The following is a 25,926-nucleotide window of genomic DNA, read 5'->3' as shown; positions in this document are numbered from 1 at the left end:
GGGACCTCTGATCGGCGCTACCGCCGACCCGGCCCGTCGTTCCCGTCCTCCCTCTCGAGGTCGAGGTGCCGACGCAGGGCGGAGGTGATGTCGTCGAGGTTCGCGAGCTGCTCCGGGGACAGCGCGTCGACGAAGACGTCTCGGATGGCGCGGAGGTGCGGCACGTTCGCGGACCGGAACGCGGCGGCGCCCTCGTCGGTGAGGTGCACCTCGACCCCGTGCACCCCATCGGCACGTGGGGCCCGTCGCACGAGGCCCCGCTTCTCCATCCGCCCGAGGTGGTGCGAGAGGCGGCTGCGCTCCCAGTCGATGAGGGCAGCGAGCTCCGACGACCGCGCCGTGTGTCCTGGCGCTTCGCTCAGGGCGAGGAGCACCTGGTAATCGCCGGTGGAGAGCGCCGATGACGTCTGCAGTCGGGCGGCGAGTCGTTCCCGCAGCGTCGCTGACGTCTCGACGAAGCCTCGCCAGACGCGCAGCTGCTCGGGTGTCGGCGTACGGCGATGACGTTCGTCGGTCATGCGACCTCCCGGGAATTGATGTGTCAATCCTACGGTTGCAGCCTATTGACACGTCAATCCGGAGTGGCCGGTGACGCGAGAAAGGTCGTGGCGGACATGAAGGAACTCGAGTTCGGACTGAACTCCTTCGGCGAGGTGGCGACGGACGCAGGCCGGGTCATGTCCGACGGCGAGACGGTACGGCTGCTCATCGACGAGGCGCAGCTGGCGGAGTCCGTCGGCCTCGACGTGTTCAGCATCGGCGAGCACTACCGCGAGGGGCAGGTGGATTCCGCGACCCCCGTACTGCTGGCTGCCGCGGCGCAGGCGACGTCGACGATCGGGCTCGGCACGTCGGTGACCGTGCTGTCGACGCAGGATCCGGTGCGGCTGTACCAGGAGTTCGCCACGGTGGACGGCATCTCGAACGGCCGAGCGCAGCTCATCCTGGGGCGCGCATCGGCGATCGAGTCGTTCCCCCTCTTCGGCTACGACATCGCGGAGTACGAGCAGATCTTCGAGGAGAAGCTCGACCTGTTCCTGCGCCTGATGCGGGAGGACAGCGTCACCTGGAACGGCGCCTACCGCAGTCCCCTGGAGAACGTGCGACTGCACCCTCGGATGCCGGAGGGCGGCATCCCCGCGTGGATCGGCATCGGCGGCAGCCCCGACTCCGTCATCCGTGCCGCCGAGCACGGACTGCCCCTCATGATGGCGATCATCGGCGGTCGTCCTGAGCGGTTCGCCGGGCACGCACGCCTGTACCTGCGCGCGCTGGAGCAGTTCGGTCGGCCCGAGCTCCCGATCGGGCAGCACTCGATCGGCCTGATCGCCGACACCGACGACGAGGCCAAGAACGTGCACTGGAAGTTCTGGGAGCCGGTCGTGACGCAGATGAGCAAGGAACGCGGCTTCTATGCACCCACCCTCGAGCGCTACCGGGAGGAGGTCGACACCGGTGCCCTCTACGTCGGCTCCCCCGAGTCGGTCGCGCACAAGGTCGCGGCGGCCGTTCGCAGCAACCACCTGTCGCGGTTCGACCTGAAGTACGACATCATGCACCTGCCGAAGGATGTGCGGGAGCGCAGCATCCGCCTCTTCGGGGAGGTGGTCGCGCCGCGCGTGCGCGAACTGCTCGCGGAGGACCCGGGAGAGGGCGCGTTCGCCGACCCCGGTCTCGCCCGCATCACGAAGGACGGCAAGGCCGTCCACGCCTGAAGGAGAGCGTCATGAACGACACGATCGAGACCATCGGGATCCTCGGCGCCGGCAAGGTCGGCACCACGATCGCACGCCTGGCGCTGGCTGCGGGCTACCGCGTGCTCATCGCCGGCTCCGGCGCTCCGGAGCGCATCGCCCTGACCGTCGACGTGTTCGCCCCCGGTGCGGTCGCGACGACAGCCGAGGAGGCGGCAGCCGGAGCGGACGCCGTGATCCTCGCTCTCCCGCTCGGCAGGTACCGCACCCTTCCGGTCGAGCAGCTGCGCGGCACGCTCGTGCTCGATGCCATGAACTATTGGTGGGAGACCGACGGCATCCGCGACGATCTGAGCGATCCGCGCACCTCGACCAGCGAGCTGGTGCAGGAGCACCTCTCGGGCGCACGCGTCGTGAAGGCACTGAACCACATGGGTTACCACGACCTGGAAGACGAGGCCCGACCGGCAGGAGCGCCGGGACGGAAGGCGATCGCCATCGCCGGGGACGACGCCTCGGACACCGCCGTCGTCGCGGCGCTCATCGACAGGCTCGGCTTCGATCCGGTGGTGATGGACACCCTGGCATCGGGAGCCGCATTGCAGCCGGGCACACGCGCCTTCGGCGCCGACGTCACGGCGGCGGAGCTGCGCGGGCTGATCCTGCAGCAGGTGGCGGCGCGGTGATCAGCCCGCGGCGATCCATGGGCGGGTGAAGTCGAGCACCGCGCCGCCGTCGGTGTCGGCGAGCGAGACGCCGACGAATCGCGTCGCCCCCTCCGAGCTCTGCCAACGGAACCGGTACTCGTCCGCCAGCGCTGCGGCGGCGATGGCGGCCCCTGCCGATTCCGCGGTCTGCGCGTTCGCGAAGGCGCCGGCGGTCCGTGCGATGTACGCATCCAACAGCGCGCCGTAAGGTCCACCGCCTTCCGGACGCACGGCGTTCTCGACGAAGGCACTCGCGACTGCGGCCGGCTCGATCACGCTGACCCCCACGCCGAAGCGCTCGGCGACCACCGCCAGCGATTGCATGAATCCCTCCACGGCGAACTTCGCCCCGCAGTACGCATCGGCGAACGGCTGCCCGACGGCCCCGCCCACGCTCGTCACGGTGAGGATGCGACCGGTGCCGCGCTCGCGCATGCCGGGCAGCACGAGCTTGGCGAGGTTGACCGGCGCCAGGTAGTTCACGTCCAGCTGTGCCTGGATCTGCGCCATCGTCAGCTGCTCCGCGGTGGCGACGCTCCCCTGCCCCGCGTTGTTCACCAGCACGCGGATACCGCCGAGCTCGGCCTCGACCTCGGCCACCAGACGTGCCGCCGCCCCGTGGTCGACCACGTCGAGGGCGCGCACGTCGAGCTCCACGCCGGCCACGGCCGCCGCCTCCCGCAGCGCTGCGGCCTTCCCCGTGTCGCGCATCGTGGCGACGACGTGCAGCCCGTGCCGTGCCAGCTCGACGGCGGCGTGCAGCCCCATGCCCGATGAAGTGCCGGTGATCAATGCGATGTCGTTCATGGGGTGACTCTAGACCTGTCGCCGCTGACCGGGCGAGAGCCCACGGCTAGGATCCCAGGAGCGCGACGACGCGGCCCGTCAGCGGCCGATCACGACGCGCACCACAGACCATGGAGGCACCGATGCCCAGCTCCCCCCGCCTGCGCGCGAGCGCGCTCCTCCTCGCCGGAGTCCTGGCGTGCGCCGGGTGTTCCGCCGCGATCCCGAGCGCGCCGACGGCCGTCGGCGACGGCTTCCCCGGCACCTTCCTGCCGGCGGAGGTCTCGTGGCCCTCCGACTTCCTCGAATCCCTCCCCGGGGAGTCCGAGGCGATCGGCGGGCGCATCGTCGGCCTTCGCCTCGAGTGGGTCGACGGGGATTTCGTCTGGCGCCTGCGCAGCGCCGACACCCGGCACGACATGTTCGGCGAGCCGGTCGACGATCCGAGCTTCGGCAAGGAGTCCCTGGTCGATGTCCGCACGCTGGAGGTCATCGCCACGGGCGAGACCGAGCTCACCGCAGCGGAGCAGCAGATGGACGGCAGCAGCGCCTACAGCGCGGCCCAGCTCTCGGGTGAGACCTATCCGAGTCCGCTCATCGTCGAGATGGCGCGCGTCATGAAGGACGGCGCACCGTCGTGGCAGCTGACGATGTGCGATACCGCGACCAACGAGATGACCGTCACCACTCTCGACTGATGTGCGCGACGCCGTTTCTTCAGCTAACTTGCACGTTGGTGTGCACGTAATGTGTAAACTCGTCCTGTGAAACAGAGCTGGCGGGTCTACAAGCGCGACGTCAAGAGACTCTCCCGCGTGCCCAAGGCGTGGATCATCATCATCGGCGTGCTCATCACGCCGGCCCTGTACGCGTGGTTCAACATCAACGCGTTCTGGGACCCCTACGCCAATACGGCGAACATCCGCGTGGCGGTGGTCGATCTCGACGAGGGAGCCACCTCCGATCTCACCGGCCACATCGACATCGGCGAGCAGGTGACGACACAGCTCGAGGACAACGACCAGCTCGGGTGGACGTTCATGGGCGAGGACGAAGCCCAGGAGGCCGTGAAGAGCGGCGACGTCTACGCCGCCATCGTCATCCCGGCGTCGTTCAGCGAAGACCTGATCAGCATCACCAGCGACGACTTCACGCAGCCGGCGCTGAAGTACTACGTCAACGAGAAGGCCGGGGCGATCGCCCCGAAGATCACGGATGTCGGTGCCTCCGAGCTCGACAAGCAGGTCACGAGCGCCTTCAAGGAGCAGGTCGCCCTGGCGGCGACGAACGCCCTCAAAGAGGTCGGCGACTCCACCGAGCTCCGCCTGCTGAACGCGAGGGACAACACCCTCGACGCCTTCGACCAGGCAGCGCAGACACTCGCCTCGGCTCGAGAGAACCTCGCCGAGACGCAGGACGGTCTCGCCTCCTCCCGCAACACGCTCTCGTCCGCACGGAGCACCCTCGGCGACGTCGACACGACCCTCGGTGACGTACAGAGATCGCTCGCCCAGACGCAGTCGATCATCGCCGAGACGCAGAAGGAGGTGATCACCTTTACCGACAGCGCCACCACCGCGTTCCTGCAGGGGACGACCCTGCTCGCCGACGCCTCCTCGAAGGCGAACGTCTCCATCACGCGCCTCACCCAGAGCCTCGAGCAGGCAGGCGTGCGCATCGATGCCGGTATCGACGACGTCTCCACCGTGCTGAAGGCGAACGAGGCGGCAGCCGCCCGGTTGCAGGCGCTCCTCGACGACACCGACCTCAGCGAGGACACGAAGCAGCGCCTGACCGAGGTGATCGCCTCCCTGCAGGAGCGCAACGCCACCGACCAGCAGCTGCTCGCCGACCTGAAGACCCTCAAGGCCGGCGCCGCCGACACCGTCGGCTCGATCCAGGCGACGGCCGATGCCGTGGACCGCGCGATGCAGGACACCAGGGACGCGTCGTCCTCGATGCGCGACATCCTCACCGGCACCGTCCCCGCGCTGAACAGCGCCATGGCGCAGCTGTCGGCGAGCGTCGGCTCGTTCTCCGCCGCTCTGGATGCGCAGAAGGGTGTGCTCGCCCAGGCGGACCAGCTGCTCGGCGGACTGGACTCACAGCTCGTCGCGACCTCCGCGGCACTCACGAGCTTCGACGGCGACCTCGCCGGCATCGAACAGGGCCTGCAGACCTCGCGCACCGACGTGGTCGCGCTGAACGCCGCATCCGAATGGGGTCTGCTCGGCACCCTCACCGACCTGGAGCCCGAGCAGATCGCCCAGTTCATCTCCTCCCCGGTCGAGGTGGACGAGCACCTGGTGTTCCCCGTCGACACCTACGGCTCGGCGATGGCCGCGCTGTTCACGAACCTGTCGCTGTGGATCGGCGCTTTCGTGCTCATGGTCATCTTCCGCGTCGAGGTCGACACCGAGGGGGTCGAGGGTGTGACGGTGCGAGAGGCCTACTTCGGCCGCTTCTTCCTCTTCGCGACGCTCGCCGTCGGCCAAGCGCTGATCGTGTGCACCGGGAACCTCATCATCGGGGTGCAGACGGTCAGCGCACTCGCCTTCGTCGGCACGGGCGTGCTCATCGCCCTCGCCTACGTGAGCATCGTCTACGCCCTGTGCGTGGCGTTCGGGCACGTCGGCCGCGGACTGTGCATCCTCCTCGTGATCATGCAGATCCCCGGCGCCTCCGGCCTGTACCCGATCGAGCTGATGCCAGGCTTCTTCCGCGCGATCTATCCGCTCCTGCCGTTCTCCTACGGCATCGACGCGATGCGCGAGACCATCGGCGGTTTCTACGACGGTCACTACTGGCGCTTCCTCGGCGCCCTCGCCGTGTTCGTGGTGCTCGCCTTCCTCATCGGACTCGTCCTGCGCCGCCGTCTCGCGAACTTCACCCTGCTCTTCAACCGACAGGTGCTCGCCACCGACCTGCTCATCGGCGAGAAGGTGCAGGTCGTCGGGAACGGATACCGGCTCACCGACGTGATCCGCGCCCTCTCGAACCGCAGCGACTACCGCGACGATCTGGCACGGCGCGCCGAACCGTTCACGCGCCGGTACCCGATGCTGTTGAAGGGCACGGTGCTCACCGGGGTGGCGGGCCTCGTCGTGCTCGGTGTCCTCACCTGGGCTCTCCCCGGATCCAAAGCCCTGCTGCTGGGCCTGTGGACCCTGTGGATCCTCCTCGTCATCGGATTCCTCGTCGCCATCGAATACATCAAGCACAGCTTCGAGAACGGTGCCGAGGTCGCGGCGCTCGACGACACCGAGCTGCGCCGCCTCGCGCTCGCCGGACCCGCAGTCCGGGACGCGGCCCTGCCCGTGGGGACCGCTGCCCACGACGTGTCCACGACCGCTCCGCTCACCAGGACCGCGCCCGCTGCCGATACCGAGACGGCTGCCGACACCGCGCCCGCTGCCGACACCGAGACGGCTTCGGGTGCCGAGGCACACGCGCTGCTCACCGAGTGGTTCGAGCCGGACGGAGAAGCGGAGTCGGTGGAGGAGCCCGAGGGCCCGGCCCCCGAGTCCGGCAGCTCCGAATCCGCCACCGCTGAGGGCCGACCCGCAGAGCGCCGACCCGTCGAACCCGACACCGCGCCCGAACTCACAACTGAAGACGACACGGCCGAAGAACACACCGCCGAAGGAGACACCGCCGAACAAGACACCGCAGAACAAGACACCGCAGAACAAGACACCGCCGAGCGAGCCGAAGGGGAGGACCGCGCGTGAAGAACATCCTGGATCTGACGCGCCGCGACGTGCGTCACGCCACCCAGAACGTGATGGCCTGCATCGTGCTGTTCGGCCTCGTCGTCATCCCCTCGCTGTTCACGTGGTTCAACGTCATCGCCAGCTGGGACCCGTTCGCCAACACCAAGGATCTGAAGATCGCTGTCGCGAGCACGGATGCCGGGTACGAGAGCGATCTCGTGCCGATCCGCGTGAACGTCGGCGAACAGGTGCTCTCCCAGCTGCGCGGGAACGATCAGCTCGACTGGGTCATCACCGACGAGCACGATGCGATCGACGGGACGAAGTCGGGCGAGTACTACGCCGCGATCGTGCTGCCGGAGACCTTCAGTGCCGACATGCTGACGTTCTACGCCGACGGCGGCGACCGCACGCACATCGCGCTCTACACGAACGAGAAGAAGAACGCCCTGGCCCCCAAGATCACGGGGCAGGGTGCGGAAGGCGTGTCGTCCGCGATCAGCGACACGTTCGCCCAGACCCTCGGCGATGTGGCGCTCGGCCTCGTCTCATCGATGTCGGACTATCTCACGGATGACGACACGCAGGCGGCGCTGAACCGCATCGAGGCGCGACTCGGCAGCGTCGGGGACCAACTGCGGTCCGGGGCGACGACCGCCGACACGTTCACCGCTCTGCTCGAGGCGAGTCGTCCTCTGCTGGAAAGCGCCTCTGGCCTGGTCGGTTCGGCCGGCGATGCGTTCAAGGACACCTCTGGCGCCCTCGGCAGCGGTGTGGATGCGGCGGGCGCTCTCAAGTCGACCCTGCAGACGGCCGCGCAGTCGCTGGCGGACGCCCTCGCGGCGACGTCGAGCAGCTACGACGCCGTCGGTCAGCGCATCGACGAGCTGTACGCCGGCGCGGACTCGCTCAGCGGAAGCCAGGTGCAGGCGATCACCACGCTCGCCGAGCGCGTGCAGCAGCAGATCGACCAGTACCAGGCCGTGAAGAACACCTTGGAGACCCAGGTCGGACCTAACCTGCCGGATTCCGCGCAGTCCGACTTCGACGCGGTGATCAGCCGACTCGACGAGGCGATCGCGCGCCAGCAGGCCCTGCAGCAGCGGCTCCAGGACACGGCGACGCAGATCGCGGCCGGCAACGACGCGGCGCAGGGCTCCCACCAGGAGATCAGCGCCGCGATCGCCGACGCCAAGAAGGCGATCGCCGACGCGCGAACCGCGTACGACGACGGGCTCAAGACGAAGCTGAACGCCCTCTCGTCGACGCTCGCGCAGATCGGCTCCGACGTCTCGGCGATCCGCTCCGACCTGTCCGGCATCACGTCGGGCCTGTCCGGGGCGTCCGACTCCGTACTGTCCACCCTGTCCCGTGCCCAGGAGGCCACGACCGGGCTGTCGGCGGCGCTGAACTCCCTGGCCGACAGGTTCGACGGCGTGCAGCAGTCCATCGGAAAAGCCGCCGACACCGGTGACCTCAGTGCCCTGATCGGCGCGGACCCCGGTGTGCTGGCGACCTCGCTCGCCGAGCCCGTGCGTCTCGACCGCACCGCGGTGTTCCCCGTGGCAGGCTTCGGCGCGGCCATGGCTCCGCTGTACATGATCCTCGCCCTGTGGGTGGGCGCTCTTCTGATGACCGTGACGATCCGCACGGACGTGAACGGCGAGACGCTGCCCGACCGGCCGGAGCTCACCCCCACGCAGAAGTACCTCGGCCGCTACGGCGTCTTCGGTCTGGTGGGCCTCGCGCAGAGCACGCTCCTGACGCTCGGACTGATCCTGTTCGTACAGATCGAACCGGCGCATCCGCTGCTGCTGATCCTGGCGGGGTGGGCGATCTCGACCGTGTTCACGCTGATCGTCTACACCGCGGTCGTGGCGTTCGGCAACGCGGGCAAGGCATTGTCGGTGCTGCTCCTGGTGATCCAGATCTCGGGCTCGGGCGGCGCCTACCCGCTGCAGTTGCTGCCGGACTGGTTCCAGAGCATCAGCCCCTTCCTTCCCGCGACCTACGCGGTGAACATGGTTCGCTCGGCGATCGCCGGCGTCTATCTGGGCGACTTCTGGTGGTCGCTCGGTGCTCTCGCGCTGTTCATCGTCCCCGCTCTCCTCCTCGGTCTCGTGCTGCGGCGGCCGCTCGTGAACTACAACCGCAAACTGGTCGATGCCCTCGCCTCGACCAAGGTGATGTCGTGAGCACCGCGACTCCGCGAGACGGGCAGGAGACCGCCGCTCCGGCTCCGCGCCGGCGTCGCGATGCCCTGGCCAACCGAGAGTCCCTGCTGCGGGCGGCGCAATCGGTGCTCGCGACCAATCCCACAGCCTCCCTCGATGCGATCGCGCAGGCCGCGGGTCTCACACGCCGAGCCGTCTACGGCCACTTCGCCGACCGCGACAGCCTGCTGCGCGAGGTGATCGCGGTGGGGGCGCAGCGCTTCAACGCGATCGCCGAGACCACGGACGAGTCCGATCCGCGCGTGACCCTGGCGCGGATGGCGACTCGGCTCTGGCGGGAGGCTTCGGCCGTGCGCGCTTCGGCGAACATCGCACTCGACGACGCGCATCTGGCGGACACCGTCCGCGCCCTGGCTCCGCTGCGACGACGCATCCGCGACCTGACCGCAGTGGGGGTGGGGTCGGGAGCTTTCCGCGGCGACATGCCCCCTGAACTGCTCGCCTTCCTGATCGAGGAGACGGCCAGGGCCACGCTGCGCGAGCTGCGGCTGACCACGACCGACGCCGACGCGACCGTCGTGCGCGTGGTGCTCAGCATCGTGGGGCTCTCCTGGACCGAGCAGGCCGAGCTCATCGACGCGCATCCCGAGATCTTCGCCCGGGGCTGAGCGCCTGCTGACGCGTGCTCAGTCGCGCGCCCGTACCCGGAACCACAGGGTGAGCTCGGTCAGCGCCCTGAGCGTGGTGTCGACGTCTGCACCGGCGTCCAGGTCGGCGAACGAGTCCCGGAAGCCCGAAGGGCGGCTCTCGCCGACGTGCAGGGCGCGATACCCCATGGTCCAGTCCGGAAAGCGGCGCTCGGTGATCGACTGCGTCAGGAGCACGCGCAGGTCGCGGTGCCGGGAGTCACGGCGGATGGTGTCGACGAGGCCGGCGATCGTGTCCGCCTGCCCCTCCAGCACCTGGATGAAGCGACCGTCTCGGTGAAGGAGCATGCCGGTGATGCCGCGCCCGTCGTTGAGGCGACGACACACGGCGAGCAGCTGCTCGAGCTCGGTCTCCCTGAACGGCTGGGATGCCGTGCTCGTATAGACGAGCGACACCAGACCGGTGGCCGAAGCCGAGCTCACAGCGCGGCCCCCTGCTCGCCGTCGTGGATCTCGGACGATGCCGCGTCTGTCAGCTGCTCGACCGCGGCGGTCGCTGCCCGCAGGGTCGGGAAGTCGCCGAGCGACCGTGATCGGGCATCGAACGCGCGGTACTCGCCGTCCGGCTGCCTGTCGATGTATCCGAGGAAGTCGCCGCGGCGGCTCCCGACATGGAAGCCCTCCTCGACGCACGCCCAGAGGACGTCGGGATCGGGCAGGGCGGAGTTCGGCACCTCAGCAGACTAGGCGCACGGTATCCGTTGCGCGCTCCCCTTTACAGCGGTCGCGTCGGTGCGCTACGCACGTGCCCCGTGGTCGATGTCGAAGTCGATCGACGCGATACCTATCTCGTCATCCTCATCCTCATCTCCGGCGGCGCGCTGGGGGAAGAGGGGGTGGCGTCGGATCTCCGCTGCCTCGTCGGAGAAGTCCGGATCGTCGCCGTCGGAGGTCTGCGGCCCGACCAGGAGGTCGTTGCCGACGCCGACGATCAGATCGGCGGAATCCTTCTTCCCATCGATGACGATCGGGAGCCGGAGCGCCGCCGACTCGCCTTCGCTCGCGATGGCGGCGGCGAGCGCGACGAGCGCGTCGGCGACGTCGTCGGTCGTGACCACCTGTTGGCCTGCATAGGACACGAGTTTCATATCCACGACGGTGCCACGATCGGCGCAGCACACCCAAGGGGGTTGCATCGCGGCCCTCTCGAACGCTAACCATGCCCACCGCGTCGCTACCAGCGCGTCGAGGTTTCCGTCAAGGGAGGGTGCCCGATAACAGTGTTGCCGCGGTTCCCGCGTATCGTGGCCGACACGAAGAGCCGCTTCAGCGCTCTACGTCGGTCGAACCGGCGGCGTGTCCGGATTCTCTCTCGGGTCCGGGCGGCGGCTCGGGGGTGGGTGCGCATACGCACCCGCTCACTCGATCTCGCCGGTCCTCCGCGTTCGGGTCGCGGAGGACCGGACAGTCTTCCCCGCGATCGGCGGCACCGGCGAGAGAATGGACCATATGTCCGCGAACTCCCGCCGGCCGCTGCTCTCCTCCGTACGTCGCCTGTTGCACACCGATCCTTCGACGGTCGCGCACACCGAGGCCATGCCCGTCATCGACGAGCGCACGGTCCCCCGCGTGCTCGACCTCGCGACGCGCATCGGGGAGTCGATGTTCGCCGTCGGCGCCTCCGCGCACGAGGTCACGCTCGCGATCACGCGGGTGTGCGATGCCTACGGGATGCGCGGCGTGCAGGTGGACGTCACGTACAACTCCATCACGGTGTCGTTCCACCTGAGCGGCGAGGTCTGGCCCGAGACCCTGGTGCGGGTGGTGCGGGTGACGGCGCCCGACCACGCGAAGCTGCAGCGTGTGCAGGCCCTGGTCGCCGACATCGACGGCGGCCTCGACCTCGAATCCGCCCGCACCACGTTCCGCGCCATCCGGCGCGTGCCGTTCCGCTACCAGCAGCCGGTCGTGATCGTCGCGCGCGCTCTGCTCGCGGTCGGCGTCAGCATCATGCTCGGTGCCGCACCGATCATCGTCGGACTCACATTCGTCGCCGCGCTGTGCGCAGCCCTGACCCAGGCCGGGCTCGCGCGGCTCCGCGTCCCCCTGTTCTTCAGCCAGATCGCGGGAGGCCTGGTGACGACGATCGTGGCCGTGGTGGTCTCGGCGCTCGGCACCGCGGGGATCGAGCCGTTCGTCGGCATCCGCCCATCGATCATCGTGGCCTCGGGCATCGTGTTGATGCTCGCCGGTCTCACGGTGGTCGGCGCGGCACAGGATGCGATCGACGGCTTCGCCCTCACCGCAGGCGGGCGCATCCTGGATCTGACCATGCAGACCCTCGGCGTGGTGATCGGCATCCTCGTCGGCCTCGAACTCGGCGGCGTCCTGGGCTTCACGATGGACCTCCCGGACGACCCCGCACCGTTCGGGCCGCCCGTGAACCAGTTCGCCGGTGCGATCATCATCGCGGTCGCCGTCGCGGTGTTCAACGGCGCCGGCATCCGGATCATCCTGGTCAGCGCGCTCCTGAGTGCCGTGACCCTCGCGGGCTACACGGGATCGGTGGCGCTGAACCTGCACCCCGCGGCGGCGAGCGCGGTGGGCGCGCTGCTGGCGAGCTTCCTCGGGATGCTGATCGCGCGAAACCTGCATGTCCCCTCGGTCGCGGTGACCACGGCGGCGATCGTGCCGCTCGTTCCCGGAGTGGCCGTGTTCCAGGGCCTGCTCGAGATGGTCCACGCGGCGGGCACGTCGACGGGGATGCTGCTCGCCGGCGGTTCCCTCATCGATGCGGCCGTGATCGGGATCGGTCTGGCCTCCGGTGCCTCGCTCGGCCTCTACCTCGGAACCCCCGTCCGCGCCACCCTCGCCAGCGTCGCGAAGACCCGAGCCCGCACCCGCCGCTGACCCCTCCCTCTCCGCCGTCCGCTGAGCCGCAACCGGGATTGTCCGCTCGCGGGCGCCCACCTGTCAACGGGCAGACGGACCGGGCGGAAGTCGGGCGACACTGGTCGACCAGCCACTGATCGATCGGAGACCCGCATGTCAGATCCCCAGCACCACTCAGACGACACTCCCGAAATCGAGGCTCAGGGCATCGACCCGGACATGCCATCGACCGACGACGATATCGATGACGACGGCGACGAGGACGGCGACGGCATCGGCGTCGAAGACCTGCCCTGAGAACGTCGACGCGCGTCGAGAACCCCCAGCGACCAAGGAGGATCCCATGAGCACGAACGACCGGAACGACATCAGCACCGAGCCCTCTCCCGGGCCGGAGGACAACGACAACCTCGGGGCCGAGGACGGCAAGGGAACCCCGCCGTCCGTGCCGCCGACGGACAAGGACGCCGGCACGGACGACAGCACCGACGCCGAGAACCCCGGCAAAGACTGACGGCCTTCAGCAGGTGAGAGGAGCGCCTTCGCGGACTTCCGCGGGGGCGCTCAGCCTTGTCCCGGCTTGCCCAGCATCTCTCCGGGCGCGAGGGAAGGACACGTCGCCGAAGCGCTGAGGGCCGCGACCTCCGCCCGGATCGCGACGCCCGAGTCCATCTTCGCGACGGTGTAGACGACGCCCTGCTGCGATTCGTCGGCGGGGATGTAGCCGATGAGCACGCCGTCGAGGTTCGGATCCTCGGGCCACGCCATGCCCGATGCCGTGCTGACGAGATCCGCTGTCGGGTTCTCTCGCAACCAGTTCGCAGCCCCTGCAACCGTCGAGTCGGCCACGGTCCAGTAGCCCTCGAGCTGGGCGACCGGCTGGCACGGCCACCCCTGGTAGGAGCCGAACGAGACCGGCTTCTCGGTCACGCGCACGGCCCCCGGCGGCACGACGGCCGCATCCAGCCAGCCCTGTGCCTGCTCCTCGGCTGCCGCGTCGACTCCCGCGGGCGGTGCGCTCTGCGTGGCGGTGGGTTCGGACGTGGGCGCGGCGGAGCCGTCGCCCACCGCGGAGGCGCACCCCGTCAGCAGAAGGACGGCGGACAGACCGAGGGCCAGGGCGGAGCGACGTCGCATGACCCCACTATAGGGAAGCGGGACGAGCGGACGAGTTCAGCCGAGCTGGTCGAGGACGAGCTCACCACGCGCGTTGAGGTGCTCCATCATGCGCTCGATCCGCTTGGTGTCGATCTCGGGCATCGTCGCGCCGTCGAACGCGAGGATCAGAGGGATGGCGGGGTGCATCCAGATGGTGAGACGGCCGGCGGGGTTCTTCTCCTCGGGCAGCCACGTCATCATGAAACTCTCGTGTCGACGCAGCTTCGTGCCGATCACGATCTTCAGGTGCGCCAACGTCGCGTCGTCGACCTTGATCGGAGGACGAGAGCTGTTGTACTCGAGAGTTCCCATCCTCTGAGATTACTCCGGAGCAGGACATTTCTCGGGTTCCGGCGCTCGACGCGAGAGCAGAGCCCTCAGTGCCCGTGGGCGAGCTGCTGGATGAGGATGGCCAGCCCGCCGAGGGCGATCAGGATCCCCAGCGCGATCACCTGCTTCCACCAGGGCGCCCGGGTGCGACGGACGGCGACGTACCCGATCAATCCGAGGATGGCGACGTAGACGACCGAGGCGATCGTGAGAGCGGTGCCCAACTCGACCCAGTCGAACACCGCGAGGAGGAGGACAAGGAGCGGGATGGCCGCCGAGGCGATCGCCGTGCTCGTGAGGCGGAGCATCCGCCCGAACTCCCGCCGATCAGGGAAGGTCGCGTGCACGGCCAGGTGGGCAAGGAGCTCTGCCACGAACCCGGCCACCGCGATCGCGACGATGCCGACGAGAAGGGTGATGCTCGCCCGCGCGGCGCTGGTGTGCTCGACGTTCGAGGCCTGAACGAGCACGATGGCGAGGCCGGTGAAGGTGGCGTAGATCCGCTCCTTGATCGAGGCGGTGACGAGGTCGGCCGACTCTCCGCCCGGCGATGTGCGCTCGTCCTCGGCTGGCTGCATGGCCCGCAGATTATCAGCACCCCTGCACCCGTGGCCGGTCAACCCCCTGATGTCGATCGACTCCGAGGACTACCGTCGCCAGTCCCGACGAGAGGAGAGAAGCATGAGCGATCCGAAGAACACCCAGGGTACGCCCGGCCCCGATGAGGAGGCGGACACCGCATCGGGAGGCGCTCCGGACACCGAAGAGGTGCTCGAGGACGAGACCACCGACGAGAACGGGAAACCGCTCGAGAACCCGTCCGGCGGCTGAACCCCCGGCAGATGACGAACGCATCCGTTCGCGGCCGAATCGACTGTGGGCGGATGCGTCGTTCTGGGTCAGGCCCGCTCGAGCACCCGGTTCGGCTCGCGGGGCGCGGCGTCCGCCGGCTCGGGCACGAGATACAGACCGCTCGGCGAGTTCGCGGTGAAAGCAAGCGCTTCGATCCACTCGCGATTGATCGAGGGCTGACGACTCCCGCTGTACTTGAAGACGAGCGCGCTGCCGCCATGCACCCAGACGGTCGTGCGTCCGCCGCCGATGCTGACGTCTTCCTTCCAGCTGAAACCGAACGGCTCGCCTCGACGGAGTTTCGCGGTCATGACGAGCTGGATGTGCGTCAGCGCACGATCCTCGATCTCGGTCTTGACGTCGCCTTCATAGATGAACCTGCCCATGAGGCGCTCCTCTGTTTCGCCACGGGAACCCGTGCCAGAGGCGCGACCGAGATGATCGCTGAGTGGTCTTCTCCAGCATCGCACACATGGGGGACATCCGGACCGTCGACCGTCGCGGAACGACTCACGACACGACCCACGAGTCATCCGTCCGAGGTACGCCGATACCTCGCGCGAGGGATGCCGCGAGGCCGGCACAGCCGCGAGGCTGGGGGCATGAACGTACGACCGCTTCTCGCCGCCTCCGCCCTGATCGTCGCGGGCGCACTCTCCCTCAGCGGATGCTCTGCCTTCGACAGCATCGTCCACAAGCAGTCCACCTCCACCTTCGACGATGCGGCCGCTTTCGCGAAGGGGGCGGAGGTCGACGCGGACTGGATTCCCGCAGACTCCTCGCAGATCACCGTGCGCACCTCGACGCTCGAGAAGGCCGAGGACGCGGTCATCCTCCTCACCAGCGCTTCCGACCTCGCCGATGCCTGCACCGAGGTCGAGCGGCAGTCGGCGCCGTCCTGGACGCTCGACGGCGCCCCCGATCCGTACAAGGCGAAGACCGTCTTCGTCTGCGGCGACTGGAGCGTGATGGCCACGGACGGCGGCTGGTACGGCTGGACGCCGAACTCCGACGGCGAGCGCGCCGCCGCGGGCTGATCGGGTCGGGGGCGCTACTTCTTCGCGTCCCGCTTCTCCTGCTCCTTGTCCGCCCTCTCCTGCTCCTGGTCGGCCTTCTTCTGGGCTTCCTCCTGCGCCTTGCGCTCGTCCTTGGCCGCCTGCTCCGCCGCCTTGCGCTCGTCCTTCGTCTGATCGACGACCTGATCGACGTGTGTCGGCTGCGTGTTCTCAGCCGGGACGACGGGGACGACAGTCCCCGAGGTGTCCTGCTGCGCGTCAGCCTGATCCGGTGTCGGATCCGGCGAGGGCGAGCTTCCCGGCGTCTGCTCGGTGACGACGGAATCGACATCGCCGGTCTCCAGGTCGCCGGTGTCTCCGAACCCTTGACCTGCCGCCCACACCCCCACGAGCACGGAGGCGGCGACGACCGCGGCAGCGGCGGTGCCGATCACTCCCCACCGTCGAGTCGGGCGACGCGTGGGCACCACACGGTCCGAGGGCTTCGAGGAGAGGAGCAGTGTCGGTGCGGTGCTGGCAGCGGAAGCGGCGCTCATCGCCGGGACCGGAGGGGCGATCACGGGCACGGGAGGGCGAGGCGGGATGGCCGGCGCAGACGCGAGCATGGACGCCGCGGCGAACACGGCAGCGGCACTGGGCCGGTCCTCGGGCGCGATCGCCACCATCCGGGCCAGCAGCTCCGCCCACTGCGGGCCTACGGATCTCGGCACCTCAGGGACCTCGATCAGACGTGCCATCGCCGCGCCGATCCCCTCCGCCTGGCCGAACGCCCGCTTCCCGGTGAGCGCCTCCAGCAGCACGAGTCCCAGGGAGTAGATGTCGGCCGCCGGAGCAGGAGGCGCGCCCCGGAGTTGCTCGGGGGCGAGGTACGCAGCAGTGCCGATCACGACACCGGGCGACGTCAGCCGGGCATCATCGACGAGCACGGAGATACCGAAGTCGGCGAGCTTCGCGCCCGAACGGCTCCCCGGAAGCGAGGTGGGCGAGAGCAGCACGTTCGACGGCTTCACATCGCGGTGCACCACGCCGGCACCGTGCACCACATGCAGCGCTTCGGCGAGATCCGCGGCGATCATGGCCACGTCGGTCGGCGGCACGGGGCCCTGGGCGATGCGGGCGGAGAGGGTCGGGCCGTCGACGAACTCCATCACCAGGTACTCGGCTTTGCCCGGCACCAGTTGGGCGTCATAGAGCGTGACCATCGCGGGGTGGTTGAGCGAGGCCAGCAGCGTCATCTCACTGCGCGCACGGTCTGACGGAACGCCCTCGCTCCCCCCGTTCAGCAGCTTGATCGCCACCGTCCGGCCGAGCAGGACGTCATCGGCGCGGTACACACGGGCCATTCCGCCCTGTCCGACGCACTCCCGCAGCTGATAGCGCCCGCCCAGCAGCTCTTGCGTGGGCGCAGAGTCCGTGGGCGCAGAGTCTTCGATCATCGGCGAGTCCTCCTGCCACCCGTCGGGTCAAGGGCGGCATTCGATGACTTTAGGATGATCCGTCCTCGACGTATCGGGCCTTGACAGGAGCGGGAACCGTCCGGACGGATCCGGACTGGTCGCTAGCCGCGCATCCTCCTCTTGCGGGCAGCCGAGGCGAGGAGAGTTCCCGTGACGACCAGCCCTGCGGCGACGGCGAGGGCGATGACAGGCACTGGGCCACCGGTGTTCGACAACCCTCCGGCGTCAGGGCGCGGCGCAGGTGTCGGGGTGGGCACAGGCATCACCCTGAGCTCCGTGGTCGTCGTCGCCGGATCAGACACGATCGGTTGCCCGGTCGGCGGCTGACCCGACGCGATGGCGTTGTTCGTCACGACCCCCCGGTCGATGTCGGCAGCGGTGATGCCGTAGGTGCTCGTCGCCGTGGCCGCTTCACCGGGAAGCAGCACTCCTTCGACGGCGGGCCAGGTGTAGACCAGCGGAGGCAGCCCGGTGAGCGCGTCGGTGATGGTGACGTCCGTCAGTGCGACACCTCCCGTGTTCGTCACGGTGAAGGAGTAGATGATCGACTGCCCGGGTACTGCAGGGTCGGTGATCCCGCCCGCGTCCGCGGTCTTCACGAGGGCGATCGACGGAGCCTCCATCAGCGGCGTCGTCGTCGTCTGCGGTTCCGACGAAACGGGATCTCCGGTGGGCGGTTGCCCCGAGGCCGTGGCGTTGTTGGTGACCTCACCGTTGTCGATGTCCGCCGCAGTCACGAGGTACGTGCTCGTCGCTGTCGCTTCTTGCCCAGGCCGCAACACTCCGTCCGCGGAGGGCCAGGTATAGGTCAGAGCCGGCAGGCCGGCGAGTTGGTCTGTGATCGCGACGCTCGTGAGAGTGGTGTTGCCCGCGTTCGTGACCGTGAACGAGTACGCGATCGGCTGGCCGATCTCGGCCGGCTCGGTTATCCCCGCAGGATCCGCGGTCTTCACCAGCGTCAGGGCGGGCGCCTGGGTGATCGGTGTCTCCGTGTCGGGTTCATTCGATGGCACGTTCGCGCCGTTCTCGGTCGTCCCATCGGCGATGGCCGAATTCAGCACCACACCGGCATCGATGTCAGCCTGGGTGATCGCATAGGTCGCCGTGGCTGTCGCCGACGCACCCGGTGGGAGTGTGCCTAGATCGGAGGGCCATGTGTAGGCGATTGCAGAGAGGCCGGCGAGTCGATCGGTGATCGCGACGTCTCGGAGCTGCAGATTGCCGTCGTTGGTGATCGTGAAAGAGAACGTGATCAGTTCGCCGGGGGCCGGCGGCGTTCCGAAGGACGGTGTCGCCTCTTTCTCGAGGGCGAGAACAGGAAGCTGGTTCAGGGGCGTCGTCGTCGACTGCGGCCCTGCAGGCACCTCGGCACCATCGGGGTCTCGGGAGGTCGCGCTGGCGGTGTTCGTCACCGCACCGATCTCGATGTCCGGCTGAGTCACGCCGTGGGTTCCGGTGGCGGTGACGCTCTGGCCGGGAGCGAGGGTTCCCGGTACGCCTGGCCACGCGTAAGCGATGGCGCCTCCGAGCAACGTGTCGGTCACCGCGACATCGGTGAGTGTGACGTTGCCCGTGTTCGTCACGAGGACCGTGTAGTCGATGGGATCGCCCACGCGTGTCGGCGACTGCACACCGCTCGCGTCAGCCGTCTTCACGAGAGAGAGCTGCGGTGCTTCGCTCCCCGAGATCACGGCATCGTCGGTCGCACTGACCGGATCACCCTCCGGTGGAGTGCCGGTCACCTGCGCGGTGTTGGTCACCTCGCCCGCGTCGATGTCTGCTTGTGTCAGCGTGTACCCGGCGGTGCATGTCATCGATTCGCCGGAACCAAGCGTGGTCTGCGGACAAGAAGTGACCGGGGGGCTACCCGTGCCGCTGAATGCCGTCTCGGTGACTGCTATCGCGGTGAGATCGACGTTCCCCGTGTTGGTGACGAGGAACGAGTACGTCACGGGGGCGTTCAGCACGTACTGCGCCGGGTCGGTCAAGCTCGAGGACTTCACGAGACTGATCGCGGGCGCGTCAGCAGTGGTGAAGACGACCGTGCTGTTACCGGGCTGAAGCAGCCCGCTGATCGGACCGATGTTCGAGGGGCCGTTGGTGTACGAGCCTTCGGTATCGGAGGTGATCGGAACCGTGAACGTGCACGAGACGGTCCCAGCGTCCATGTTGCCGGTCCCGCTCACGGTCGTTCCGTTGACCGTCGCCACTCCCGCCGGGCAGTCGGTGGCGGGGTCGCCCGCGAACCGGAGCCCTGCCGGGAGGGTATCGGTGAAGGACCACCCGTTCTTCGCTTCGAGGTCGTCTGTATTGGTGATGGTGAATGTCAGCGTGGAGGTCTGACCGACTTTCACCGTCGACGGGCTGAACGCTTTGTCGAGCTGCGGCGTCGCGTCGACGATGCGAGGATCGTCGAAACCGCTGTCGTTCCCGCGGAAGCCCCCGGCGGCATTGAACAGCTGCACGCCGAGCGAGGTCGTCGTCGCGTCCGCACGGAACCCCGCAGACTGCAGCTCCGCGACGTGGAAGAGCCTCCCGCCCACAGTGATCTCTCGCGCTGCCGGGTCCGTGCACGGGTTGAGACCGCTGGCGAGGGTGGTGACCGTGCCCCCTCCCGTGCCCGGCGCAGGCCCGCTGCCCGTCTGATTCACGATCAGGTTGAAACTCAGCCGCGGATCGACACGGTTCAGTGTCGGACCCTCGGACACGCAGTTCGCGGCACCGTAGATAGCGCTGATCAGGTAGAAGTGTCCGGGAACGATCCCTGCCGTGATGGGCTTCGCAGTCTGGAACTCGACGCCGGGACCGGGCGCGGAGCCGCCGTTGGTGTACTCGGACAGAATCTGGTTCTGCTGAGCCGCCGCCAACGCTTGGCCCTTGTACAGGCCGATCGCGGTCGCCATGCCCTGGAGATATGCCCATGCCGTGGCATCACAGCCGGAATCGACGCCGGTCACGGCCGCGTTCCGCGGTGTCGTCGAGCGCAGGACCCAGCCGTTGCACTGGTCGGCGACCGGAGCCCAGTTCGGACTCGTCACGTACGTCTCCGTGTTCGCCGCTGCACCGCCCGTGTACTGACCGATGCGGATGCCGTTGGTCGCGGTCTGATTCTCGAAGGTCTCCAGATACACCGCGGTGGCCGGCGCCTGTGGAACTCCTGGACTCCCCGGCGCGGCCACCGCAGCCGAAGCCGCGAGGACTCCTCCGCCTCCCAGCAGCAGCACCCCTATCGCCGCGAGCATCGAACGCGCGTACCCGCGACGCTCAGAACCTCGCCGAACCTTGTTCCTCCACTGCGCACCACTGGACATCGCGACTCATTCCGGTCGGACATCTCCCCCAGCCGGAGCGTAGACCTGGGCGTTCGCTATGTGCAAGAGGAAGCCACCCATTCGCGAGGATAGGCGACCCCAAAGCGATGATGACTTTTGTCCAGACTGCGCAGGAAAACACGAAGGTGCATTGCATTCCGGCTCCATCAGGCGCATCCTGATCGTGCTCCGGTCGTAGCGCGAGATCGTGGGGGGCCGCGCTCGCAGGCATCGGGTGCAGACGGGGCGTTCGCCGGATCCCTCCCCCTCGGCGAGCGCCTCGCCTCCGCGCCCCGGTCAGATCACTCGGCCTCCTGCCCTCACGCACCCCCGAGGTGACGGGCGAAGAACCGGGCGGCGTCCTCCCCGGCGAACGCCGGCACTCCGGTGTGGCCGCCCATGTTGGCGTACAGCGTCTTCTCCGTCGAGCCGAATGCATCGAACAGGTCGAGTGCCATCTGGCGGTCGTTGCCCTCGTCGTCCCACTGGAGCAGCACGTGCAGCGGGATCGTCACCCGTCGGGCCTCTGCCATCGTCGAGCGTGGGACGAAGCTGCCGGCGAAGAGTCCGGCGGCCACGATGCGTGCATCCATCGCGGCGAGGCGGGTGCCGATCGCGATCACCCCTCCGGAGAACGCGACCCGGTCGCCGATCTCCGGAAGCTCGAGGGCCTCGTCGAGCGTCGCCTGCCATTCGGGAACAGCCCGGTCGACCAGAGGGAGGATCAGCCGGTCCACGACATCCGCGGAAGGCTCCTCTCCCGCGGTGATCGCTCGAACGAGGTCGGCCCTGGCGAGCTCGGCGCCGGGCAGTGGAGCGCGTTCGCCTGCCCCCGGCAGCTCGATGGTCGCGGCGGCGAAGCCCTGCGCGCTGGCGTTGCGGGCACGCGCGACCAGTCTCGGATACATGCGCCGCATGCCGATGCCGCCGGGCTGGCCCATGAGGATGAGCGGGACGGGAGCGGTCGGCGTTGCGGCGGGCGGCGTCCACAGGATGCCGGAGACGTCGCCGAGTGTGAACGTGCGCTCGGTGACGCGGTCGTCGAGGATTCGTCGTGAAGTGAAATGCATGGTCGTGCCTCTCGGGAGTGCGGCGAAGAAGCGGCGCTCCCGGACGACCTATCGCCCGACCGTGTCTCCCTGGAGGAGCACCGACGTGAGTTCGTTCACGGGTACCACCTCCTCAGGTTGCTGCACGGAAGCTCGAGGCTATCAGAGCGCGGAGCCGAGCTCCTCGCGAAGGAGAGCAGTACCTGCGCTGAGCGCCCGCAGCTTGCCGCGGGCGACGTCACGCGACAACGGCGCCAACCCGCAGTTCGTGCTCGGCACGAGCTTGTCCGCGTCGACGAAGCGGAGGGCGTTCCGCAGGGTGTCGGCGACCTCCTCCGGAGTCTCGATGGTGGGGCTCGCCACATCGATGGCTCCGAGCATGACCTTCTTGCCCCGGATGAGCTCGATGAGGTCCAGGGGCACGTGCGAGTGATGACTCTCCAGCGAGACGGTGTCGATGCTCGACTGCTGCAGAAGCGGGAACGACTTCTCGTACTGCCGCCACTCCGAGCCGAGGGTCGCCTTCCAGTCGGTGTTCGCCTTGATGCCGTACCCGTAACAGATGTGCACCACGGTCTCCGCGCGCAGCCCCTCGGCTGCGCGTTCGAGCACGGCCACGCCCCAGTCCTGCACGTCGTCGAAGAACACGTTGAAGGCCGGCTCGTCGAACTGGATGATGTCGACCCCGGCCGCCTCGAGCTCCTTCGCCTCCTGATTGAGGATCGTCGCGAACTCCCAGGCGAGCTTCTCGCGACTCTTGTAGTGACGGTCGTAGAGCGTGTCGATCATCGTCATCGGACCGGGCAGAGCCCACTTGATGGGCTGGTCGGTCTGCTGGCGGAGGAACTTCGCGTCCTCGACGAACACGGGCTTCTCGCGGCTCACGGCACCGACCACGGTGGGCACGCTGGCGTCGTACCGGTCGCGGATCCGCACGGTCTCCCGCTGGTCGAAGTCGACACCGGAGAGGTGCTCGATGAACGTCGTGACGAAGTGCTGGCGCGACTGCTCCCCGTCGCTGACGATGTCGATGCCGGCCTGACGCTGCTCGTGCACAGTGAGGCGAAGCGCGTCCTGCACGCCCTCCACCAGGGCATCGCCCTCCAGCTTCCACGGGGACCAGAGCGTCTCGGGCTCGGCCAGCCAGGAAGGCTTCGGCAGGCTGCCGACGATGGAGGTGGGAAGGATCTCGGTCATGATCGGGGCTCGTCCGTTCGTCATCCGACGGACACCAGCGAGTCTGCGGAACGGCCGGCGGCCCACCTCTCGAGGAGCTCGCCGTGCGGGGTCATCAGATGCGCGTCGGCGTACCGCCCCTGCTCGGCCGCGAGCCGGCTGCGCTCCTCGCGGTCGTAGGCGATCTTGGTCACCGAGTAGTCCTGCTGCTCCAGCGTCGGCCGGTAGATGCTCGCGGCCTCGGAGTTCGCGTTGTAGATCTCCGGTCGATAGATCTTCTGGAAGGTCTCCATCGTGCTGATCGTGCCGATGAGCTGGAGGTTCGTGTAGTCGCTGAGCAGATCCCCGCGGAAGTAGAACGCCAGCGGGGCGACGCTGCCTCGCGGCATGAAGTAGCGGACCGAGAGGCCCATCTTGCCGAAGTACTCGTCGGTCAGCGAGCCGTCCTTCTGCTCGTACTCGACACCGAGGATCGGGTGGTGGTTCTCGGTGCGACGGTACGTCTTGCTCGTCGAGACGCTGATGCAGATGACGGGCGACAACGTGAACCGCTCCCGGTACGCCTCGGAGTCGAGGAAGTGCTGGAAGAGCTTGCCGTGCAGGTCGCCGAAGTCGTCGGGAACGGTGAAGCCGCCCGCGGCCGCGGTGGCCGCAGGCAACCGCACGCTGAAGTCGAAGTCGCGGATGTACGACGAGAAGTTGTTGCCCACGATGCCCTGGGTGCGCGTGCCCGTCGACCGATCGACGATGGTCACCTCCAGCACCTCGAGAAGAGGGAACTCCCGATCCTCCCCCTCCGTGGCGAATTGGATCGCGACCGAGACGATCTCGAGTTCGAGCGTGTAGCGATCGCGGCTCGGGTTGTCCCAGTGCGCCAGATCGTTGAACCGCCGGTCGATCATCGTCAGGGCGTTGCGGAGGTTCTGCTGACGGTGCTCGCCGCGCGCCAGATTGGCGAAGTTCGTGGTGATGCGCGAGTCGTCGGACGGCGAGTATTCCTCGTCGAAACGGGTCGTCGTGATGCGGAACGTGAATTCGGATGCCATGAGCGGCCAATCGGTGGAAGATCGGCCGGGCTCGGCCTCGATCGGGGGTTTCTCCATGATGACGACTGCAAGGGCCCATCGGGTAATGCGCGTCGACTATGCCGTGGCATAGGTTGAATCTATGGCCAAGCGCTCGAACGGCATCACCCTCCAGCAGCTCACCTATTACATCGAAGTCGCCGCGGAGGGATCGATCAGTGCCGCCGCCGACCTGCTCTATGTCGCCCAGCCCACCCTGTCCGCGGCGATGAAGGATCTCGAAGGCAGAGTGGGGCGCGAACTCCTGATCCGCTCCGCCCGGGGCGTGACGCTCACCACCGATGGTGTCGAGTTCCTCGGGTACGCCCGGCAGGTCGTCGAGCAGGTGGCGCTCCTGGAGCAGCGCTACCTCGGTCGTCCGCCGTCCCGGCGACTCCTCGGCGTCTCCACCCAGCACTACTCGTTCGCTGTCGACGCCCTCGTGCGGATGGTGAAGGCGACCGCGGCGACCGAGTACGAGTTCTCCCTGCGCGAGACGCGCACCTGGGACATCATCGAAGACGTCCGCACCCTCCGCAGCGAGCTGGGGATCCTCTATCGCAACGACTTCAACCGCAACGTGATCGACAAGCTGCTCCGCGACTCCGGGCTCGCCTTCCACCCGCTCTTCGTCGCAGACCCGCACATCTTCATCTCCCGCAAGAACCCCCTCGCCGCGCGGAAGCGCGTGACGCTCGCCGATCTCGCCGACGTGCCGAGGCTCACGTTCGACCAGGGCGCGAACAACTCCTTCTACTTCGCCGAGGAGATCCTCTCCACCCTCTCGAGCCCCCAGGACATCCGCGTCTCGGACCGCGCGACCATCTTCAACCTGATGATCGGCCTCGACGGCTACACCATCTCGACCGGCATCATCAGCGACGACCTCGACCCCGAGATCGTCGCCATCCCGCTCGACGTCGACGAGAACATCGAGATCGGATGGATCGGCCACTCGGCGATCCCGCTCACCGAGCAGGCGCAGCGCTACCTCGCCGAACTGCGCGCCGTCGTCTCCGAGTTCGGGGTGGAACTGCTCGGGTGAGGGCCATCACCCCTCATCGCCCACCCGCCCCGGAGTGGCGGCTCAGGTAAGCCCGAAGGCGGCGTCGGGGACATGCGGCACCGGTGTTGTGACAGGGCCGCTCTGGTGCATGGTCGTTCCTTTCGTGGGGGTCAGCTCGCGAGCTCGTCGATCCAGCTCGAACGCATTCGCAGGGCTCGTTCCGTGCTGCCGAGGACAGCGGCGAGACTGACGAGCAGATTGAGCTCGAGCGGGAGTCGGATGGGCGAGGTGAAGGTACCGATCGAGTCGGCGATCAGGGGGATCTTCGAGAGGGCCTCGATGATCTGAGGGACCTCGACGCTGAGGCCGACCACGACGAACGCGATGGAGACGAGGCCGATCACACGGCTCACTCCGGGATGCCGCTCGTGCAAGCGAGCGCGACGCCCTTCGGCGGATCGAGGATCGGGCGACAGCTGCTGTTCCACACCGTCTGCCCGCACATAGTGGCACCGTTTGAGCCCGAACCCGGTGATCGCCACCTCGATGTGTCCGCCTGGCACTGCGAAGCGTGTGGGCATCTTCGCGTAGGACTGCAGCGCTCCGTCGACGTAGAGACGCGCACGGATCTCACCGTCGGTCATATCGCCGGCATGACGGACGTCGACCGTGTACGTCGACGTCGTGCCGTCGGCAGAGCGCAGCGTGATCGATCGGAGTGACCGACCGAACATCTGCCACCAGCGATAGCGGCGCAGCGGTTCGCCGGAACCGATACGAACGCGACGGTTGCGCCAGTTCTTTCCCGCCATCATCTCGCCCTCCAGAATCTAATACAGCGTGATAGCCGACGACGGGCTAAACTAGCACACTGTTATAGACGGATGGCTCATG

The 25,926-nt window shown here is 68.1% G+C and carries 27 protein-coding genes; 12 read left to right on the top strand and 15 right to left on the bottom strand.

Annotated features, from left to right (window positions below):
• Window positions 1-17: 17 nt before the first annotated feature.
• Window positions 18-518, bottom strand: a complete 501-nt coding sequence (locus AAY78_RS07210) for a MarR family winged helix-turn-helix transcriptional regulator (RefSeq protein ID WP_046747630.1) — start codon at window positions 516-518, stop codon at window positions 18-20.
• A gap of 96 nt (window positions 519-614) precedes the next feature.
• On the opposite strand from AAY78_RS07210, the gene AAY78_RS07205 reads away from it, so the two are divergent.
• Together AAY78_RS07205 and AAY78_RS07200 are read left to right on the top strand one after the other, a co-directional pair.
• On the top strand, window positions 615-1,715 hold the full coding sequence (locus AAY78_RS07205; RefSeq protein ID WP_082108608.1) for an LLM class flavin-dependent oxidoreductase: 1,101 nt from the start codon (window positions 615-617) through the stop codon (window positions 1,713-1,715).
• A gap of 11 nt (window positions 1,716-1,726) precedes the next feature.
• Window positions 1,727-2,380 carry an NADPH-dependent F420 reductase gene (locus tag AAY78_RS07200; protein WP_046747629.1) on the top strand — a complete coding sequence of 218 codons (654 nt, stop codon included), beginning with the start codon at window positions 1,727-1,729 and terminating at the stop codon, window positions 2,378-2,380.
• Here the strand turns inward: AAY78_RS07200 and AAY78_RS07195 are convergent, their stop codons facing one another.
• A complete protein-coding gene (locus AAY78_RS07195) occupies window positions 2,381-3,208 on the bottom strand; it encodes an SDR family NAD(P)-dependent oxidoreductase (RefSeq protein WP_046747628.1) in 828 nt (275 codons plus the stop codon).
• A gap of 122 nt (window positions 3,209-3,330) precedes the next feature.
• On the opposite strand from AAY78_RS07195, the gene AAY78_RS07190 reads away from it, so the two are divergent.
• The 4 genes from AAY78_RS07190 to AAY78_RS07175 all read left to right on the top strand — a co-directional run bounded on the left by AAY78_RS07190 (window position 3,331) and on the right by AAY78_RS07175 (window position 9,742).
• Window positions 3,331-3,885: a hypothetical protein gene (locus tag AAY78_RS07190; RefSeq protein ID WP_046747627.1), complete on the top strand. Its 555-nt coding sequence runs from the start codon at window positions 3,331-3,333 to the stop codon at window positions 3,883-3,885.
• 66 nt (window positions 3,886-3,951) lie between these two features.
• Complete coding sequence (locus tag AAY78_RS07185) at window positions 3,952-6,918, top strand: YhgE/Pip domain-containing protein (RefSeq protein WP_046747626.1); 2,967 nt, start codon at window positions 3,952-3,954, stop codon at window positions 6,916-6,918.
• Window positions 6,915-9,095: a YhgE/Pip domain-containing protein gene (locus tag AAY78_RS07180; RefSeq protein ID WP_046747625.1), complete on the top strand. Its 2,181-nt coding sequence runs from the start codon at window positions 6,915-6,917 to the stop codon at window positions 9,093-9,095. The genes AAY78_RS07185 and AAY78_RS07180 overlap by 4 nt, the downstream gene beginning before the upstream one ends.
• Window positions 9,092-9,742: a TetR/AcrR family transcriptional regulator gene (locus tag AAY78_RS07175; RefSeq protein ID WP_046747624.1), complete on the top strand. Its 651-nt coding sequence runs from the start codon at window positions 9,092-9,094 to the stop codon at window positions 9,740-9,742. The genes AAY78_RS07180 and AAY78_RS07175 overlap by 4 nt, the downstream gene beginning before the upstream one ends.
• An 18-nt stretch (window positions 9,743-9,760) precedes the next feature.
• On the opposite strand, the gene AAY78_RS07170 is transcribed toward AAY78_RS07175, so the two are convergent.
• The 3 genes from AAY78_RS07170 to AAY78_RS07160 form a co-directional block, all read right to left on the bottom strand.
• Window positions 9,761-10,204: a BLUF domain-containing protein gene (locus tag AAY78_RS07170; protein WP_231589675.1), complete on the bottom strand. Its 444-nt coding sequence runs from the start codon at window positions 10,202-10,204 to the stop codon at window positions 9,761-9,763.
• Window positions 10,201-10,455, bottom strand: coding sequence for a hypothetical protein (locus AAY78_RS07165; RefSeq protein WP_046747623.1), 255 nt, complete (start codon window positions 10,453-10,455; stop codon window positions 10,201-10,203). Before AAY78_RS07165 ends, AAY78_RS07170 begins: the two co-directional genes overlap by 4 nt.
• A 63-nt stretch (window positions 10,456-10,518) precedes the next feature.
• Window positions 10,519-10,869 (bottom strand): hypothetical protein, encoded by a 351-nt coding sequence (locus AAY78_RS07160; protein WP_046747622.1) that lies wholly within the window; start codon window positions 10,867-10,869, stop codon window positions 10,519-10,521.
• A 361-nt stretch (window positions 10,870-11,230) separates the two neighbouring features.
• Between AAY78_RS07160 and AAY78_RS07155 the strand changes: the two genes are divergently transcribed.
• From AAY78_RS07155 to AAY78_RS19705, 3 genes are all read left to right on the top strand, one after another.
• Entirely contained in the window at window positions 11,231-12,631 is a 1,401-nt protein-coding gene (locus AAY78_RS07155) for a threonine/serine ThrE exporter family protein (protein ID WP_046747621.1), read from the top strand.
• A gap of 135 nt (window positions 12,632-12,766) precedes the next feature.
• The gene (locus AAY78_RS19710; RefSeq protein ID WP_156172625.1) at window positions 12,767-12,910 is read left to right on the top strand and encodes a hypothetical protein; all 144 of its coding nucleotides are present in this window, start codon (window positions 12,767-12,769) and stop codon (window positions 12,908-12,910) included.
• Between the two features lie 46 nt (window positions 12,911-12,956).
• Window positions 12,957-13,127 carry a hypothetical protein gene (locus AAY78_RS19705; RefSeq protein ID WP_156172624.1) on the top strand — a complete coding sequence of 57 codons (171 nt, stop codon included), beginning with the start codon at window positions 12,957-12,959 and terminating at the stop codon, window positions 13,125-13,127.
• Window positions 13,128-13,177: 50 nt separating this feature from the next.
• On the opposite strand, the gene AAY78_RS07150 is transcribed toward AAY78_RS19705, so the two are convergent.
• From AAY78_RS07150 to AAY78_RS07140, 3 genes are all read right to left on the bottom strand, one after another.
• Entirely contained in the window at window positions 13,178-13,750 is a 573-nt protein-coding gene (locus AAY78_RS07150) for a hypothetical protein (protein WP_046747620.1), read from the bottom strand.
• A gap of 36 nt (window positions 13,751-13,786) precedes the next feature.
• Window positions 13,787-14,083 carry a DUF7882 family protein gene (locus tag AAY78_RS07145; RefSeq protein WP_046747619.1) on the bottom strand — a complete coding sequence of 99 codons (297 nt, stop codon included), beginning with the start codon at window positions 14,081-14,083 and terminating at the stop codon, window positions 13,787-13,789.
• 65 nt (window positions 14,084-14,148) lie between these two features.
• Window positions 14,149-14,679 carry a hypothetical protein gene (locus tag AAY78_RS07140; RefSeq protein WP_046747618.1) on the bottom strand — a complete coding sequence of 177 codons (531 nt, stop codon included), beginning with the start codon at window positions 14,677-14,679 and terminating at the stop codon, window positions 14,149-14,151.
• A gap of 103 nt (window positions 14,680-14,782) precedes the next feature.
• On the opposite strand from AAY78_RS07140, the gene AAY78_RS19885 reads away from it, so the two are divergent.
• Window positions 14,783-14,932, top strand: coding sequence for a hypothetical protein (locus AAY78_RS19885; RefSeq protein WP_164734118.1), 150 nt, complete (start codon window positions 14,783-14,785; stop codon window positions 14,930-14,932).
• A 68-nt stretch (window positions 14,933-15,000) separates the two neighbouring features.
• Here the strand turns inward: AAY78_RS19885 and AAY78_RS07130 are convergent, their stop codons facing one another.
• On the bottom strand, window positions 15,001-15,339 hold the full coding sequence (locus AAY78_RS07130; RefSeq protein WP_046747616.1) for a DUF7882 family protein: 339 nt from the start codon (window positions 15,337-15,339) through the stop codon (window positions 15,001-15,003).
• A 216-nt stretch (window positions 15,340-15,555) separates the two neighbouring features.
• Between AAY78_RS07130 and AAY78_RS07125 the strand changes: the two genes are divergently transcribed.
• Window positions 15,556-15,990 (top strand): hypothetical protein, encoded by a 435-nt coding sequence (locus tag AAY78_RS07125; RefSeq protein ID WP_046747615.1) that lies wholly within the window; start codon window positions 15,556-15,558, stop codon window positions 15,988-15,990.
• Window positions 15,991-16,004: 14 nt separating this feature from the next.
• Here the strand turns inward: AAY78_RS07125 and AAY78_RS20165 are convergent, their stop codons facing one another.
• The 5 genes from AAY78_RS20165 to AAY78_RS07100 form a co-directional block, all read right to left on the bottom strand.
• Window positions 16,005-17,405: a serine/threonine-protein kinase gene (locus tag AAY78_RS20165; protein ID WP_046747614.1), complete on the bottom strand. Its 1,401-nt coding sequence runs from the start codon at window positions 17,403-17,405 to the stop codon at window positions 16,005-16,007.
• Window positions 17,406-17,527: 122 nt separating this feature from the next.
• Window positions 17,528-20,668 carry a DUF7507 domain-containing protein gene (locus AAY78_RS19215; RefSeq protein WP_197077677.1) on the bottom strand — a complete coding sequence of 1,047 codons (3,141 nt, stop codon included), beginning with the start codon at window positions 20,666-20,668 and terminating at the stop codon, window positions 17,528-17,530.
• A 389-nt stretch (window positions 20,669-21,057) separates the two neighbouring features.
• Complete coding sequence (locus AAY78_RS07110) at window positions 21,058-21,807, bottom strand: hypothetical protein (protein WP_046747613.1); 750 nt, start codon at window positions 21,805-21,807, stop codon at window positions 21,058-21,060.
• Between the two features lie 141 nt (window positions 21,808-21,948).
• Window positions 21,949-22,983 (bottom strand): methionine synthase, encoded by a 1,035-nt coding sequence (locus AAY78_RS07105; RefSeq protein ID WP_046747692.1) that lies wholly within the window; start codon window positions 22,981-22,983, stop codon window positions 21,949-21,951.
• Between the two features lie 20 nt (window positions 22,984-23,003).
• A complete protein-coding gene (locus AAY78_RS07100; RefSeq protein ID WP_046747691.1) occupies window positions 23,004-24,008 on the bottom strand; it encodes a DUF1852 domain-containing protein in 1,005 nt (334 codons plus the stop codon).
• A gap of 121 nt (window positions 24,009-24,129) precedes the next feature.
• On the opposite strand from AAY78_RS07100, the gene AAY78_RS07095 reads away from it, so the two are divergent.
• Window positions 24,130-25,071: a LysR family transcriptional regulator gene (locus tag AAY78_RS07095; protein WP_046747612.1), complete on the top strand. Its 942-nt coding sequence runs from the start codon at window positions 24,130-24,132 to the stop codon at window positions 25,069-25,071.
• Between the two features lie 131 nt (window positions 25,072-25,202).
• Here AAY78_RS07095 and AAY78_RS07090 read toward each other — a convergent pair whose 3' ends face one another.
• Window positions 25,203-25,844 (bottom strand): hypothetical protein, encoded by a 642-nt coding sequence (locus tag AAY78_RS07090; protein ID WP_231589674.1) that lies wholly within the window; start codon window positions 25,842-25,844, stop codon window positions 25,203-25,205.
• Window positions 25,845-25,926: the final 82 nt, after the last annotated feature.

Origin of the sequence: Microbacterium sp. Ag1 (assembly GCF_001005635.1) — a bacterium.
GTDB lineage: Bacteria > Actinomycetota > Actinomycetes > Actinomycetales > Microbacteriaceae > Microbacterium > Microbacterium oxydans.
The sequence above is the reverse complement of the archived record's forward strand: the minus strand, read 5'-3'. Positions and strand labels throughout refer to the sequence as shown.

Excerpts from the sequence above, each read along its gene's own strand:
- AAY78_RS07210 (WP_046747630.1), bottom strand. The coding sequence starts at position 518 with ATGACCGACGAACGTCATCGCCGTACGCCGACACCCGAGCAGCTGCGC.
- AAY78_RS07205 (WP_082108608.1), top strand. The coding sequence starts at position 615 with ATGAAGGAACTCGAGTTCGGACTGAACTCCTTCGGCGAGGTGGCGACG.
- AAY78_RS07200 (WP_046747629.1), top strand. The coding sequence starts at position 1,727 with ATGAACGACACGATCGAGACCATCGGGATCCTCGGCGCCGGCAAGGTC.
- AAY78_RS07195 (WP_046747628.1), bottom strand. The coding sequence starts at position 3,208 with ATGAACGACATCGCATTGATCACCGGCACTTCATCGGGCATGGGGCTG.
- AAY78_RS07190 (WP_046747627.1), top strand. The coding sequence starts at position 3,331 with ATGCCCAGCTCCCCCCGCCTGCGCGCGAGCGCGCTCCTCCTCGCCGGA.
- AAY78_RS07160 (WP_046747622.1), bottom strand. The coding sequence starts at position 10,869 with ATGAAACTCGTGTCCTATGCAGGCCAACAGGTGGTCACGACCGACGAC.
- AAY78_RS07155 (WP_046747621.1), top strand. The coding sequence starts at position 11,231 with ATGTCCGCGAACTCCCGCCGGCCGCTGCTCTCCTCCGTACGTCGCCTG.
- AAY78_RS19710 (WP_156172625.1), top strand. The coding sequence starts at position 12,767 with ATGTCAGATCCCCAGCACCACTCAGACGACACTCCCGAAATCGAGGCT.
- AAY78_RS19705 (WP_156172624.1), top strand. The coding sequence starts at position 12,957 with ATGAGCACGAACGACCGGAACGACATCAGCACCGAGCCCTCTCCCGGG.
- AAY78_RS07150 (WP_046747620.1), bottom strand. The coding sequence starts at position 13,750 with ATGCGACGTCGCTCCGCCCTGGCCCTCGGTCTGTCCGCCGTCCTTCTG.
- AAY78_RS07145 (WP_046747619.1), bottom strand. The coding sequence starts at position 14,083 with ATGGGAACTCTCGAGTACAACAGCTCTCGTCCTCCGATCAAGGTCGAC.
- AAY78_RS07140 (WP_046747618.1), bottom strand. The coding sequence starts at position 14,679 with ATGCAGCCAGCCGAGGACGAGCGCACATCGCCGGGCGGAGAGTCGGCC.
- AAY78_RS19885 (WP_164734118.1), top strand. The coding sequence starts at position 14,783 with ATGAGCGATCCGAAGAACACCCAGGGTACGCCCGGCCCCGATGAGGAG.
- AAY78_RS07130 (WP_046747616.1), bottom strand. The coding sequence starts at position 15,339 with ATGGGCAGGTTCATCTATGAAGGCGACGTCAAGACCGAGATCGAGGAT.
- AAY78_RS07125 (WP_046747615.1), top strand. The coding sequence starts at position 15,556 with ATGAACGTACGACCGCTTCTCGCCGCCTCCGCCCTGATCGTCGCGGGC.
- AAY78_RS20165 (WP_046747614.1), bottom strand. The coding sequence starts at position 17,405 with ATGATCGAAGACTCTGCGCCCACGGACTCTGCGCCCACGCAAGAGCTG.
- AAY78_RS19215 (WP_197077677.1), bottom strand. The coding sequence starts at position 20,668 with ATGCTCGCGGCGATAGGGGTGCTGCTGCTGGGAGGCGGAGGAGTCCTC.
- AAY78_RS07110 (WP_046747613.1), bottom strand. The coding sequence starts at position 21,807 with ATGCATTTCACTTCACGACGAATCCTCGACGACCGCGTCACCGAGCGC.
- AAY78_RS07105 (WP_046747692.1), bottom strand. The coding sequence starts at position 22,983 with ATGACCGAGATCCTTCCCACCTCCATCGTCGGCAGCCTGCCGAAGCCT.
- AAY78_RS07100 (WP_046747691.1), bottom strand. The coding sequence starts at position 24,008 with ATGGCATCCGAATTCACGTTCCGCATCACGACGACCCGTTTCGACGAG.
- AAY78_RS07095 (WP_046747612.1), top strand. The coding sequence starts at position 24,130 with ATGGCCAAGCGCTCGAACGGCATCACCCTCCAGCAGCTCACCTATTAC.
- AAY78_RS07090 (WP_231589674.1), bottom strand. The coding sequence starts at position 25,844 with ATGGCGGGAAAGAACTGGCGCAACCGTCGCGTTCGTATCGGTTCCGGC.